The sequence below is a fragment of the Rhizobium sp. CG4 genome (genome assembly GCF_023701965.1).
GTDB lineage: Bacteria > Pseudomonadota > Alphaproteobacteria > Rhizobiales > Rhizobiaceae > Agrobacterium.
In genome coordinates this window covers 327274-340227 of sequence record NZ_JABAEG010000002.1, presented here as the reverse complement: position 1 = coordinate 340227, position 12954 = coordinate 327274, and the positions used below count along the sequence as shown (strand labels likewise).

Annotated in this window: 15 protein-coding genes; 12 read left to right on the top strand and 3 right to left on the bottom strand. The window is 54.7% G+C overall.

Going from position 1 to position 12954, the window contains the following annotated elements:
• Position 1 precedes the first annotated feature (1 nt).
• Complete coding sequence (map, locus tag HGO37_RS06775) at positions 2-838, bottom strand: type I methionyl aminopeptidase (protein WP_192487702.1); 837 nt, start codon at positions 836-838, stop codon at positions 2-4.
• 31 nt (positions 839-869) lie between these two features.
• Positions 870-1592, bottom strand: a complete 723-nt coding sequence (sfsA, locus tag HGO37_RS06770; RefSeq protein WP_250982684.1) for a DNA/RNA nuclease SfsA — start codon at positions 1590-1592, stop codon at positions 870-872.
• A gap of 39 nt (positions 1593-1631) precedes the next feature.
• Between sfsA and HGO37_RS06765 the strand changes: the two genes are divergently transcribed.
• From HGO37_RS06765 to HGO37_RS06755, 3 genes are all read left to right on the top strand, one after another.
• Positions 1632-1793 (top strand): hypothetical protein, encoded by a 162-nt coding sequence (locus tag HGO37_RS06765; protein ID WP_250982683.1) that lies wholly within the window; start codon positions 1632-1634, stop codon positions 1791-1793.
• A 17-nt stretch (positions 1794-1810) separates the two neighbouring features.
• Positions 1811-2212: a hypothetical protein gene (locus HGO37_RS06760; protein WP_250982682.1), complete on the top strand. Its 402-nt coding sequence runs from the start codon at positions 1811-1813 to the stop codon at positions 2210-2212.
• Between the two features lie 253 nt (positions 2213-2465).
• On the top strand, positions 2466-2618 hold the full coding sequence (locus HGO37_RS06755) for a hypothetical protein (RefSeq protein WP_250982681.1): 153 nt from the start codon (positions 2466-2468) through the stop codon (positions 2616-2618).
• Here the strand turns inward: HGO37_RS06755 and fnrN are convergent.
• Positions 2597-3322: a transcriptional regulator FnrN gene (gene fnrN / locus HGO37_RS06750; protein WP_192487705.1), complete on the bottom strand. Its 726-nt coding sequence runs from the start codon at positions 3320-3322 to the stop codon at positions 2597-2599. The two genes, HGO37_RS06755 and fnrN, sit on opposite strands and share 22 nt — an antisense overlap.
• Before the next feature lie 197 nt (positions 3323-3519).
• On the opposite strand from fnrN, the gene hemN reads away from it, so the two are divergent.
• The 9 genes from hemN (at position 3520) to HGO37_RS06705 (ending at position 12905) form a co-directional block, all read left to right on the top strand.
• Entirely contained in the window at positions 3520-4869 is a 1350-nt protein-coding gene (gene hemN / locus HGO37_RS06745) for an oxygen-independent coproporphyrinogen III oxidase (protein ID WP_250982680.1), read from the top strand.
• A gap of 118 nt (positions 4870-4987) precedes the next feature.
• Entirely contained in the window at positions 4988-5272 is a 285-nt protein-coding gene (locus tag HGO37_RS06740) for an acyl carrier protein (RefSeq protein ID WP_192487707.1), read from the top strand.
• A 108-nt stretch (positions 5273-5380) separates the two neighbouring features.
• Complete coding sequence (locus HGO37_RS06735) at positions 5381-5857, top strand: 3-hydroxyacyl-ACP dehydratase FabZ family protein (RefSeq protein WP_192487708.1); 477 nt, start codon at positions 5381-5383, stop codon at positions 5855-5857.
• A gap of 185 nt (positions 5858-6042) precedes the next feature.
• Positions 6043-7239, top strand: coding sequence for a beta-ketoacyl-ACP synthase (locus HGO37_RS06730; RefSeq protein WP_250982679.1), 1197 nt, complete (start codon positions 6043-6045; stop codon positions 7237-7239).
• Positions 7240-7251: 12 nt separating this feature from the next.
• The gene (locus HGO37_RS06725) at positions 7252-8538 is read left to right on the top strand and encodes a beta-ketoacyl-ACP synthase (RefSeq protein ID WP_250982678.1); all 1287 of its coding nucleotides are present in this window, start codon (positions 7252-7254) and stop codon (positions 8536-8538) included.
• 150 nt (positions 8539-8688) lie between these two features.
• On the top strand, positions 8689-9717 hold the full coding sequence (locus tag HGO37_RS06720) for a zinc-binding dehydrogenase (protein ID WP_250982677.1): 1029 nt from the start codon (positions 8689-8691) through the stop codon (positions 9715-9717).
• On the top strand, positions 9717-10652 hold the full coding sequence (locus tag HGO37_RS06715; protein WP_502941388.1) for a lipid A biosynthesis lauroyl acyltransferase: 936 nt from the start codon (positions 9717-9719) through the stop codon (positions 10650-10652). Before HGO37_RS06720 ends, HGO37_RS06715 begins: the two co-directional genes overlap by 1 nt.
• A gap of 252 nt (positions 10653-10904) precedes the next feature.
• Positions 10905-11579, top strand: a complete 675-nt coding sequence (locus HGO37_RS06710) for a PAS domain-containing protein (protein ID WP_192487713.1) — start codon at positions 10905-10907, stop codon at positions 11577-11579.
• A 639-nt stretch (positions 11580-12218) separates the two neighbouring features.
• On the top strand, positions 12219-12905 hold the full coding sequence (locus HGO37_RS06705; protein ID WP_250982675.1) for a PAS domain-containing protein: 687 nt from the start codon (positions 12219-12221) through the stop codon (positions 12903-12905).
• The last annotated feature ends 49 nt before the right edge of the window (positions 12906-12954 follow it).

Here is a 12954-nt window from a genome sequence, read left to right as displayed (position 1 = left end):
ATCAAGCCTTGAGCGGAGCAAGGCCTGGGCGGTCAAGGCCACCAGGCGACAGCGTGAAGATTTCACAGCCGGTCGCGGTCACGCCAACGGCATGTTCATATTGTGCGGTCAAGGAGCGGTCGCGGGTGACGGCCGTCCAGCCATCGGCCAGCACTTTGACATGCGGCTTGCCGAGATTGATCATCGGCTCGATGGTGAAGATCATGCCTTCGCGCATTTCCGGACCTTCATGCGCTTCGCCATAGTGCAGGATATTCGGCGTGTCGTGGAACAGCTTGCCAACGCCATGGCCGCAGAAATCGCGAACCACGGAGCAACGTGCCGCTTCCGCATGCGCCTGAATGGCGGCACCGATTGCGCCGGTGCGCGCGCCCGGACGGACAGCCGCGATACCCAGCATCAGGCATTCATGGGTCACTTCCAGCAGGCGCTCGGCAGCGCGCTTGATTTCACCCACCGGGTACATGCGGCTGGAATCACCATGCCAGCCATCGACGATATAGGTCACGTCGATATTGACGATGTCGCCATCGCGCAGCGGCTTTTCATTGGGAATGCCGTGGCAGACGACATGGTTGATCGATGTGCAGACCGACTTGGTGTAACCGCGATAATTGAGTGTGGCGGGCAGGGCGCCATGGTCCATGCCGAACTCGAACACAAAACGGTCGATCGTATCGGTCGCAACACCCGGTTTGACGATACTGGCAAGTTCATCGAGGCAGCGTGCAGTCAGCTGGCAGGCCTTTCGCATGCCTGCAAAATCCTCTGCATTATACAGCCGGATCGCCCCAGTATTCTTGAGTGGCGCAGAGGCTGCGTCGATATAGGTCACCATTGTCCGCTTTTCCTGTCGTTTTCTATACTGTTCATAAAACAGCAAGGCAGTGTTCGTCTATCGCAACCACCCCATCGACTGCAATTTCCAGCGGTGAAACACGACATTTTACCGCATAGGCTTCAACACCCTGCCGAATGGCGAGGTTGAAAGCCGCAGCGTAAACCGGATCTAGGTCAGAGCAAATCCGAAACTGGTCGCAGTCGTCGCGCTGGATCAGGTAGAGCATGACGGCACGGTGACCGGCCGTTACCATGTTGCCAAGCTCCTGAAGGTGTTTGGTGCCGCGCAGTGTGGCGGTATCTGGAAACTCCGCCAGACCGGGCTGACGCATGAAATGCACGTTCTTCACCTCGACATAGGCATCTGCACGGCCATCCGCTGACAGCAGGAAGTCGATTCGTGAGTTCTGGCCGTATTTCTGCTCGCGCCGCAATGTGTCGTAACCGGAGAGGGGGGCAATCACGCCGTTGCGGATTGCTTCTTCCGCCAGCCGATTCGGCATACCGGTGTTAATGCCGACGATTGTGCCGTCCGCTTCCACCAGTTCCAACATATAGGTGTATTTCCGGGTGGGACTGACGTTGTGTTGCGACAGCCATATGCGTGATCCGGGCTCGGTCAGGCCGCGCATCGAACCGGTATTGGGGCAGGAGCCGGTGATAAATGTACCATCTTCGAGTTCCGCGTCGAAAAGGAAGCGTTTGTAGCGGCTGACAAGACGGGCGGGAACAAGGGGTGTGCTGAAAATCATGCGGCATATCTGGGCGTTTGGACATGAGGTTACAAGCCGATGCTTGACCCAGATGTGGCCAAAGCAGCGATGAAGAATTGCTCCACAATATTTATAATCTTTGTATTTGCACATGCCGGGCGAAAACGAATACAAGTTGAGCCGCAGAGCCTGAATGATGAGCTGGCTGGCAAAGTGAAGAAGTTTTATCCTGCGGGATAATTGCCGGGGCAAGATCGATGAAAAACAGTTTGATGATTGTCAAAGCAGGAACGCGACTGGTCCCCGGTGCTTTTGTTGCTGTGTTGCTGGCAGGTTGCACAACGCCACAGCCGGTCGACACTACGGCCTCTTTTAATACCCGCCCGGTGGCGCAGGTTGTTGGCCCGCAGCCGGTGAGTTCCCAGCCTGCGGTCAAGCAAGACACCGGCACGTACCCAACCTTCTCAAAGCCACTGACTTCGGCTGCCGACCAGATGTCCGATACTGAGGCCATGGAACTGCAAAAGCGTCTTTCGTCGCTGGCATCTGCCCGCAAGGCCGGCCGGGTCAGTGAGGCGGACTATCGCCGCCAGTTGCAGGAACTGCAAAACCTTGCCACGCATCACGGTGAGGATGCACAGGCGCAGATCGCGCAGTAATCCCTTTCCAAATTTCCTTGATATGATGGCGCCTTCACGGAATTCTCCGGGGCGCCATTTTTATGTTTAACCGGGGTTTAAAACGTCATTTGCGTTTTTATGTTTTGGCTTAATCGTTGAATTACTTGGTTTTTTAACGGCAAATCATGGTTTGCACGTTACAGTTCTCCCACGTCAATCAGGCCTTTCAGCAAGGCTTGAAGGGCGCTTGTCGCCGCCGGATCAGTGGCTGCGGTTTCTTGGGGACTGGGGAATGAAATTCGTTATTGCGGTGGTGCTGGCTTACGGAATCCTGTTTTCCGCAAGCGAAGCAAAGGCACCTTCTTTATTTATGATGCATGATTCGGCCGGAGTTTCGAGTTGGCAAATTCCCGGCCGGATTGCTCAGTCGTTGCCTGCCGCGTAGTTCAGGCGGTCGAGATCGCCCACGGTGACGTGACGATTGTTCTCGATGTGAATGACACCTTCCTTGCGCAGCTTGGTCATCTGACGGCTGACGGTCTCTATGGTCAGACCGAGGAAATCGGCGATATCGGCGCGTGACAAGGGCAGGTCGAAACTGGACTTGTCCTCATTTTCCGGATCGATATGGGTGGCAATCAGGTAGAGGAAGCTTGCGACCTTCTCCTGCGCAGACTTGCGACCAAGCGTCAGCATCCAGTCACGCGCCTCATCCAGTTCCTTCAGGGATTGGTCGTAAAGCTTGTGCTCCATCTGCGGTGACTGGTTGAGAATGCGGTCCACCACATTGCGCGGGAAGATACAGATGTTGACATCCGTCGCCGCCTCAACCGTTGTGTTGCTTTCACCGACAAAGGGCCGGCCAAGGAAGTCCGGTGCAAATTGCAATCCGACAATCTGCTGACGACCGTCAGACATCATCTTGGACAGCTTCACCACGCCGTTGAGAATATTGGCGTAAGTGGAAATAGATTCGCCCTGGCCAATCAGCTCATTGCCCGCCTCAAGCTTGCGTCGGCTGGAATGTTTGCTGAGTTCCATCAGCTGCGCAGGGCTCAGGGAGCTGCACACCCCGCCATGGCGGGCCTCGCAGGAGCGACAGACGACTGGCTCTTCCGAGTTATGAATGTTCTTAAGCAGCGTATCCATGAGGCAATATCCGATAGTTGCGGTAAAGTGCCGAAAAATCGGCACAAATTTACCCTTCCCAGTTTCTTGACGAAGCCGAATGTCCCCCTACGACTATCTTTGCGGAATGTACGCCTTGATTTGATCGAAGTCAAAGTTGCAAACTGTCGCAGACGCTACTTTCGGGTTATGTTTAGAATGGCCAAGGTAGAAATTGCATGTCGGAAAAGCTTCTCGAAAAATATTCCGGCGCGGTTCCGCGTTACACGAGTTACCCTACTGCACCCCACTTCCACGAGGGGGTCAGCTGCGGCATTTATGCGCAATGGCTGGGCAAATTGGGCGATAGCGACAATTTGTCATTGTATTTGCACATACCTTATTGCGATCGCCTGTGCTGGTTCTGCGCCTGTCACACCAAGCACACGCTGAAATATGAGCCGATTGCCAGCTACCTCACGTCACTGAAGCTTGAAATCGCAGCTGTCGGCCAGCGCATATCTCGCAATGCCAGGGTAACCGCCGTGCATTTTGGTGGCGGTTCGCCAACCATGTTGAAGCCTGAAGATATGATTGATCTGATGGACTGTCTTCGCGCTGCGTTCAATTTTGCCGAGAACGCCGAAATCAGCGTGGAGATGGACCCCAACGATCTCGATGAGCCGCGATATGATGCGCTGGCCGCCATCGGCATGACCAGAGCAAGTCTTGGCGTGCAGGACTTCGACCCCAAGGTGCAGAAAACCATCAACCGCATTCAGACTTTCGAGCAGACGCGGTCGGTGGTGGAGGCAGTGCGGGCGAGGGGCGTACGTTCAGTCAATTGCGATATCCTTTACGGCTTGCCCTACCAGTCGCTGGACACGCTGGCGGAAACCGTCAGATCTATCATCTCGCTGGATCCGGACCGCATTGCACTGTTTGGTTATGCCCATGTTCCATGGATGAAAAAACACCAGACCATGATCCCTGACGAAGCACTGCCTGATATTGTCGAGCGGTACCGGCAAATGACACTGGCTGGTGACATGCTGGTGGCGGCTGGTTATGAGGCAATCGGCATCGACCATTTTGCAAAGCCGGTCGATAGTCTGGCGGTTGCCTGTTCGAATGGTGATCTCAAGCGAAATTTCCAGGGTTATACCGATGATTGTGCCACGGCGCTGATCGGTCTTGGTGCATCTTCGATCGGCAAGCTGCCACAGGGGTATGTGCAGAACATGCCGGCGACCGGTGAATATCAGCGCATGGCTGAAACCGACGGCCTGTGCGTCGTGCGCGGTATTGAACTCAGTGACGATGACCGGGCCCGCGCCTGGGTCATTGAGCGCATCATGTGTGATTTCGCCTTCGACTTTGCCGAACTGGAGCGTGAATTCGGCCGGGATCCATCTGGTATTATTGCCGAAGCAAAACTGTTTGCGGCACAAAACAGCGATGGTATTGCGCAGATTAAAGGTCAGGTCTTTTCGCTCACAGAGGCGGGAAAACCCTTTGCGCGCACGGTCGCTGCGGTTTTCGATAGTTACTTATCCACTGGAAAAGGTCGCCATTCGGTTGCTGTTTAAGCAACACATTGACAGCAAATTACACGTTCTTTGCTGGTACCCATTGGCTTTTCAACTTGATTTGCCTATGTGGTGCGTCTGATAAGCGTTATTTGAAGACAAAAGACAGACAAGGATTATGGGCGTGACAGCTACATTTGACAAGGTTGCCGACATCATCGCCGACACCAGCGAAATTGACCGGGAAACCATTACGCCGGAGAGCCACACAATCGACGATCTGGGCATCGACAGCCTTGATTTCCTCGACATCGTATTTGCGATCGACAAGGAATTCGGCATCAAGATCCCGCTCGAGCAGTGGACCCAGGAAGTCAACGAAGGCAAGGTAACGACAGAAGAATACTTCGTGTTGAAAAACCTCTGCGCCAAGATCGACGAACTGAAGGCCGCCAAGGGCTGATCTGTTCCGGCATCCGCAATTTTGTGGACCGCTGAGTGAGTTGAATATTGGTTTATATCCCTCACGCCGGAACCGGCGGGAGGGATTGTTTTATTAAGCGGAGGGCAAATGCTTCTCGAATATTTCCAGATGATCGACCACATCGAGTCTGTCGATAAAACGGCGCGCATATTGAAGGCGCGCTCAGTTGTGCCGGCAAAAAGCCCGGTTTTTGAAGGTCATTTTCCCGGAATGCCGCTTGTTCCCGGTGTTTTGCTGATTGAAACCATGGCGCAAGCCTCCGGCATGCTGGTTCTCAGCCTGACCGATTTTGCCGCCATGCCGTTTTTGATGACGGTTGACGGTGCCAAGATGCGCACTTTCGTGGAACCGGAAGCGGTTCTGGATATCGAAGCGTTTCTGGAACATGAAGGTTCCGGTTTTGCTGTGACCAAGGCCAAGATCACCTCTGGTGGCAAGAAGGTCTGTGACGCGCAGCTGAAACTGCGCACCATGCCGTTCAGCGATATTCCGCTTGGTCCAATCGTCAAGAAACGCGCAGAAGAAGTGGGCCTGATGGCTGCTCTGGCCGCCTCTGAAGGTTGAAAAACGCGCTATCAGCCGGTTCGACCGGTGAATAAACAAGGTTTTGAAGGCCTCGTTCGGGCCTTCGCCATTGCCAAGTCGTTTTGTGCGGATTATTCGGCAAGCATGTAATGCCGCAAGCTGGCGCAAACGCATGAACAGCGGACGCGAACCACGGTGGGTCCTGCAACCGCAGAGGATGACGTATGAGCAAATCTGACAATGATGTGGTGATAACAGGTGTTGGTATCGTGACCTGTCACGGTGTCGGCACTGAAGCGCATATCGCTTTGCTTTCCGCAAGTGTAGCGCCGGAAACGATTGTCGAGAGCGAGAAGTTCAAACCTTACCCGGTTCACCCTCTGCCCGAAATCGACTGGTCTACGCAGATCGGCCGCAAGGATCAGCGCCAGATGGAAAACTGGCAGCGCATTGGCGTGTTTGCTGCAGGTCTCGCGCTGGATGATTCCGGTTTCAAGGAAGACGCAGACGCCTGCGCCACCATGGACATGATCGTTGCTGCCGGGGGCGGGGAACGTGACATCAACGTTGATACGCTGATCGTCGATGAAGCCTTGAAGCGCAACGACCGCGAAATTCTTCTCAATGAAAAGCTGACGACAGAATTGCGCCCGACGCTGTTCCTTGCCCAGCTTTCCAACCTGATGGCTGGCAATATTTCCATCGTGCACAAGGTCACCGGTTCGTCGCGTACCTTCATGGGCGAAGAAGCAGCCGGTATCTCTGCCGTCGAAACAGCCTTCCACCGCATCCGTTCGGGTGAATCGAGCCATGCGCTGGTTGGTGGTGCTTTCTCTGCCGAACGTCCTGACATGATTTTGTTGTTTGAAGCCATCAATGCCCACGCCCAGGGTGACTGGCAGCCATTGTGGTCGCGCGGCACTGATAATGGTGGTGGCATGATCACCGGTTCGGTTGGCGCATTCCTTGTTCTGGAATCGCGCAAACACGCCGTTGACCGTGGTGCAAAGATTTATGCCCGCATCGACGCGATCGAAGGTGACCGCGGCAACCGCGACGACGCCAAGATGGAAAAGCGCCTTGAGCGCCTGCTGTCTCCAGCCGGTGACGCGACCGATACGCTTGTCCTGTCGGGCGCCAGCGGTTTCCATGACGTGACGAAGCGCGAAAAGGCTCTGCTGGAAAAGGCACTGCCAAACGCTGTTATCCGTGGTTACAGCGGTGTAACTGGCCACGCGCTGGAAGCACAGTTCCCGCTCGGCCTGGCACTCGGTGCCCTTGCCATTGAAAGCGGCGCAAAGCTGCCAGCCTTTGATGGCGCACAGGAAAAGCCGATGTCGACAAGCGCCAACACGGCAGTGGTTACCACCGTCGGCCACGTGCGTGGCGAAGGCGTCGCCGTTTTGTCCCGTGATGTTTGAGGAGTAAAAAAGATGGCATCATCCAGCTTCAAGGATCATCTCGGACGCCCAATCGTTGCCGTGACCGGCATGGGCATCATCACCTCGCTCGGACAGGGGCTTGAGGACAACTGGTCTGCATTGACATCAGGCAAATCGGGCATTCACAACATCACACGTTTTCCAACCGATGGTCTGTCGACCAAGATCAGCGGAACCGTTGATTTTATCGAAATTCCGGTGCCGAACTCGGTCGAGCGTTCCTATGCCTTTGCCCGCGAAACCACCATCGAGGCGCTGGCGCAGGCCGGTCTTTCGGGTGATTTTGGTGGCCCGCTGTTTTTGGCAGCACCGCCAATTGAACCGGAATGGAGCGCGCGCTTCGAACTGGCCGATCGTTCGCCACCGGCTGACCAGCCCGGCGATGCATATAACCGCTTCCTCGCGGCCATGCGCCAGCGTCCGGATGCCGCGTTTCAGGAAGCTGCCCTTTTCGGTGCCATTTCCGAGCGTCTGGCCGACCGGTTTGGCACACGCGGCCTGCCGGTAACGCTGTCCACGGCCTGTGCATCTGGCGCCACCGCCATTCAGTTGGGCGTTGAAGCCATTCGTCAGGGTCGTACAGACCGTGCGCTGACGGTTGCGACCGATGGTTCGGTCAGCGCCGAGGCGCTGATCCGCTTCTCGCTGCTGTCAGCCCTTTCCACGCAGAACGACCCGCCGGAAAAAGCGTCAAAGCCATTCAGCAAGGACCGTGATGGTTTCGTGATTGCTGAAGGTGCGGCGACACTGGTGCTGGAATCGCTCGAATCTGCCGTTGCACGCGGTGCCAAGGTTCTCGGCATCATCAAGGGCGCCGGTGAAAAGGCCGACAGCTTCCACCGCACACGCTCCTCGCCAGATGGCGCACCTGCCATTGCAACCATCCGTGCGGCTCTCTCTGATGCCGGTATTGCGCCAGAGGGCATTGGTTACATCAATGCACACGGCACTTCGACGCCGGAAAACGACAAGATGGAATATGGTGCGATGCTGGCCGTGTTCGGTGAAGGCCTGAAGGACATTCCATTGTCGTCCAACAAGTCGATGATCGGTCACACGCTGACGGCAGCCGGTGCGGTTGAGGCGGTGTTCTCGCTGCAGACCATGCTGACCGGCACCTTGCCGCCGACCATCAACTACACCAATCCCGACCCGGCCATCGCGCTCGACGTCGTGCCAAATGTGAAGCGGGAAGCGCAGGTCAGTGCCGTGCTGTCCAACTCCTTCGGCTTCGGCGGACAGAACGCAAGCCTTGTCATGACACGGGAACCGGCTTAATCGGTTTCCCAACGGCACCGGCCCGCATGACTGAACAGGTTCATGGGGCCGGATGCAGATATTCAAAAAGGGTGAGCGTCCCTTATGTGTCGTGCCAGACGCGCGGGCGCTCTCAACCAAACAAAACGCCTCCGGGCGAAGGACTTTATCATGCGCGCCTTGCAACTCGTTGATGACCGTAAACTTGAAAGAGTGGAACTGCCGGAACCGGAAGCACCAGCACCAGGTGAAGTAACGCTTCGGGTCAAGGCTGTTGCGCTGAACCACATCGATGTCTGGGGCTGGCGCGGCATGGCATTTGCCAAGCGCAAGATGCCACTGACGATCGGCGCGGAAGCCTCCGGTGTTGTTGAGGCCATCGGCCCTGGCGTTTCCAACGTTCTTCCAGGCCAGCTGGTCTCGATCTATGGCGCACGCACCTGTGGTCTGTGCAAGCCATGCCGTGAGGGCAGGGATAACCTGTGCGAACACGTTTCCGGCGTGCACGGTTTCCACCTTGATGGTTTTGCGCAGGAAAAAATCAACATTCCAGCTCGCCAGCTGGTACCTGCGCCACACGGTGTTGACGCTGTTGCTGCCGCACTCGCACCCGTGACCTTCGGTACGGTTGAACATATGCTGTTTGACAATGCCAAGCTTGAGTCGGGTGAAACGATCCTGATCCATGCCGGCGGGTCCGGCATTGGTTCGGCTGCCATTCAGCTGGCCAAGAAGATGGGTTGCACCGTCATCACCACGGTTGGTTCCGACGACAAGATCGAACGTGCCAAGGCCCTAGGTGCCGACCACGTCATCAACTACCGTACCGACCGCTTCGAAGGCGTTGTGCGCAAGCTGACCAAGAAAAAGGGCGTTGACGTTGTGTTCGAACACGTCGGCAAGGACACATGGGCCGGTTCCATGTTCTCGCTGAAGCGTGGCGGCCGTCTGGTGACCTGCGGTTCGACGTCGGGTGTTTCGACCGACATCAACCTGATGATGCTGTTCCAGCAGCAGCTTAAGCTGCTCGGCTCCTTCGGTTGCCGTATGGAAAATATGGCCAATGCCATGCAGAAAATGGCGCGCGGCATCGTACACCCCGTTATCGACACCGAAGTGACCTTTGACGATATTGACCGTGCATTGGAGCGCATGGAAACCCGTCAGGTATTCGGTAAAATCGTTCTCAGAATGGATTGATGCCCGTGAAGATGCTTGTGACGCGCATCGTCTTGGCGCTGATGCATTTTCGGCAATGGCTGATTGCGCAATTTGCGTTTGGCCTGCTGAATTTCCTGAAGCTGTTCCCGGCTGATCCGGCCATGCGTTTTGCGGAACGTTTTGCCAGATGGGTTGGCCCCAAGACCAAGCGTCACAAGCTGATGCTCTATAATCTGGAGCGCGCATTTCCTGAGAAGTCGCAGCAGGAACGTCTCGATATCGCCATGGACAGTTGGGCGAATATGGGGCGTCTGGCGGCGGAATATGTATTTCTGGACCGGTTATTCGACTTTGATCCGGAAAACGCCACGCCAGGCCGCATTGAGGTCGAAGGTATCCCGATCTTTCTCGACCTGCGTGATAATCCGCGACCTTTCATCGTGTTTACCGCCCATACCGGCAATTTCGAACTTCTGCCGGTGGCAGGCTCTGCCTTTGGCCTAATGGTCACTGTGCTGTTTCGCCCACCGAACAACCCTTATATTGCTGACAAGGTATTCAACTTCCGCCGTGCACGCATGGGCGATCTTGTTCCCTCGCATGCCGGTTCATCCTTTGCACTGGCGCGCCAGTTGGAACGGGGCGGTGGCGTTGGCGTGCTTGTCGACCAGAAGTTCAACAAGGGTCTGTCGACACAGTTCTTCGACCTTGACGTGAAAACCAACCCGCTGGTTGCCAAGCTGGTTCGCCAGTTCAATTGTGAGGTTTATCCAGCCCGTTGCATCCGTTTGCCCGACAACCGTTACCGCCTGGAAATCGAGCCAAAGATCACGATTCCGGTCGATGAGAAGGGCAATGTCGATGTGGCCGGCACGGCCCAGTTGTTGAACGACAAGGTTGAAAGCTGGGTGCGGGAACATCCGGGGCAGTGGCTCTGGTACCATGACCGCTGGAACATCAAATCCAAGCTTTGAAATAGCTTTCGGGTCTCGAAAATCACGAAACCCTGGCACCAGCTTCAGAATTTATAAAACACGTGGATTTCGGCGGTTAACCACACCAAGAGTAGCGGTTTGTAAACGCTTCTGTTTTTGTGATATTAGTCCACCATGAATTGAATTTTGGTTGATCGGTCTCAGCGTATCCCGGCCTTAGTTGAAGGGATAATTTCGGAGGTTCATCTGTAATTGCATGCGGATTGCGATAATCTTCTCGGGAGAATTGCTTTGAAGACTTTGGTTGAGCGGTTCTGGCAACAATATGCACGGCTGAGACATGCGGTCGAAACCAACGACGCGGTCGCTGTGGAGGCGCTTGATCGGGAACTTGATCCGATCCTTGAGGCGATCATCCACAAGGAAACCCGAAACCCTGATGAGATCCGGATCCAGTTCCAGTTCGCAATTGATTTGCTGAACGAGGAGGCTGAGGATTTTGCTGGCGTCCAGCGTAACACAGAGTTGCTGGAAACCCTGGTAAACCGCTACATCGGCAAGGGTTACTCCCCCAACGACAAGGACGGCAAAGAACACACCGTGCTGGATGAGGCATGGTTTGACGAGCAGTCTGACCGCATCATCGTGGTGTCTACGGATTACCGTATCTTCTATTGCAATGCTGCCAATGCCAGCCGTTATTCGCTGTCTGTCGCCGATATGCTCGGCAAGCACATTGCGGAGTTTGTCGGTCTGCACCGCTTCCAGCATGGCCTGAAGGAAAAGCTGGTTCAGTGCTTCCAGGGTGAGGCGACCCAGTTTACCTATGCGGAAGATAATGATGGTCGCACCATCGTCGTTTCGCTTGGTCTCACACCTTGCTACTCGTCATCAGGCACGCTTCTCGGTGCGATGATTGTTCTGCAGGAAGCAGCTGACCGCCGCAGACGTTCGGGCGCTGCCTGAAACATTCCTTTGATTATTCCTGACCGCATGTGCTGCAACCGACACCGGTTGCCGTTCGGTCAGCGTGTTATTTCCGGACATTGAACTGATTCACAATCTGACACACGTGTTTCATTATGAGACAGGTGAGGGCGGCTGTACGCCGATATGCAATCCCCAATTCGCACAAATTCCCGCATATTGATTTGTCTAAAATCTGTTTCAAAATTGCGACACTTTGGGTGCTTTCCAGTCAGTGATGATTTGTTTTTTGAAGTATCGGAAATTTATTTATTTAAAATTTTCACGTAATTCATGTCCTGTATTTTGAAATAAAGTAGAAAACAAATATCATTTTTTATGTTGATGCGTGTTTCGTCTGTTTTTGATTTTCCTTGCGTATTGTTTTCGATTTTTCTGAATTATCCAGAGTGAGTTTCAGGAATATATTTAAGAATTCATAGTGCTTTCTGTGTTTTTGCTTTTGCTAAATTCATAATTTCTAATTCAGCCGTCATTTGACTGATTGAATGTGAGGGGTCGTCATGTTAGTGCCTTCCAGCAAGGAATGTGCGGGCATTTGACCATTCTCGCACACGGACATCCGTCGCATGTTTTCACCGCAGCGCGGATATCTGGCAGACCATTTTGGAGACTGGCATGTTGGGGCTTTTCGAAGCGTTTTCGACAAAATGTTTGCAATTGCAGCAGGCCGTATCTGCCGGACATGACGAACTGGTCCGGGCTCTCGACCGTGAGTTGGACCCGCTCATCGGCATCATCCTGTCCTATAAAGCGGAAAATGCCTATGAAATGCATATGCAGATGCAGTTTCTTGCGGCGCTGATCCGTGAAGATGCGGATGATCCGTCAAGCGTGCTGCGCCATTCGGCTGCCATGTCGATGCTGATCGACCGTTATTTCGCCGACAGCACCATGCAGGCTGAAGACGCTCGCCCCGCCATTGTCGAGACGAGAGTAAAACAGCAGGTCTATCCTGATATGCTGTTCAGCGAAGTGGTGCTGGATCTGCTGCCAGACCGGGTGGTGGTGATCACCACCGACTGCCGTTTTCTCTACGCCAACAAGCGTTATTCGAAATATTTCAACAGAACGCCACTATCTCTGATCGGCTCATCGATTTCAGAGCTGGTTGGCAGCGAATATTTTGAAATGAAGATCAAGCCGCGCCTTGATCGTTGTTTTGAAGGGGAAAGCCTTGATTATACCCACGAGCCGTGGGGGCAGGGCGAACGGATGGCCCGTTACCGCATGACGCCGCTTCGTTGTGCTGACCACCGCATTGCCGGTGCCATCGTGGTCATGCAGGACTTGCATGAGGCCTGAGGCACGGCATTGCGCCGTGCCATTGTCTGGTTGTTGATGGTCCCGCGAC

What these genes read in the sequence shown, in the direction of transcription:
- map (WP_192487702.1), bottom strand. Translation starts at nt 838, where the DNA reads ATGGTGACCTATATCGACGCAGCCTCTGCGCCACTCAAGAATACTGGG.
- sfsA (WP_250982684.1), bottom strand. Translation starts at nt 1,592, where the DNA reads ATGATTTTCAGCACACCCCTTGTTCCCGCCCGTCTTGTCAGCCGCTAC.
- HGO37_RS06765 (WP_250982683.1), top strand. Translation starts at nt 1,632, where the DNA reads ATGCTTGACCCAGATGTGGCCAAAGCAGCGATGAAGAATTGCTCCACA.
- HGO37_RS06760 (WP_250982682.1), top strand. Translation starts at nt 1,811, where the DNA reads ATGAAAAACAGTTTGATGATTGTCAAAGCAGGAACGCGACTGGTCCCC.
- HGO37_RS06755 (WP_250982681.1), top strand. Translation starts at nt 2,466, where the DNA reads ATGAAATTCGTTATTGCGGTGGTGCTGGCTTACGGAATCCTGTTTTCC.
- fnrN (WP_192487705.1), bottom strand. Translation starts at nt 3,322, where the DNA reads ATGGATACGCTGCTTAAGAACATTCATAACTCGGAAGAGCCAGTCGTC.
- hemN (WP_250982680.1), top strand. Translation starts at nt 3,520, where the DNA reads ATGTCGGAAAAGCTTCTCGAAAAATATTCCGGCGCGGTTCCGCGTTAC.
- HGO37_RS06740 (WP_192487707.1), top strand. Translation starts at nt 4,988, where the DNA reads ATGGGCGTGACAGCTACATTTGACAAGGTTGCCGACATCATCGCCGAC.
- HGO37_RS06735 (WP_192487708.1), top strand. Translation starts at nt 5,381, where the DNA reads ATGCTTCTCGAATATTTCCAGATGATCGACCACATCGAGTCTGTCGAT.
- HGO37_RS06730 (WP_250982679.1), top strand. Translation starts at nt 6,043, where the DNA reads ATGAGCAAATCTGACAATGATGTGGTGATAACAGGTGTTGGTATCGTG.
- HGO37_RS06725 (WP_250982678.1), top strand. Translation starts at nt 7,252, where the DNA reads ATGGCATCATCCAGCTTCAAGGATCATCTCGGACGCCCAATCGTTGCC.
- HGO37_RS06720 (WP_250982677.1), top strand. Translation starts at nt 8,689, where the DNA reads ATGCGCGCCTTGCAACTCGTTGATGACCGTAAACTTGAAAGAGTGGAA.
- HGO37_RS06715 (WP_502941388.1), top strand. Translation starts at nt 9,717, where the DNA reads ATGCCCGTGAAGATGCTTGTGACGCGCATCGTCTTGGCGCTGATGCAT.
- HGO37_RS06705 (WP_250982675.1), top strand. Translation starts at nt 12,219, where the DNA reads ATGTTGGGGCTTTTCGAAGCGTTTTCGACAAAATGTTTGCAATTGCAG.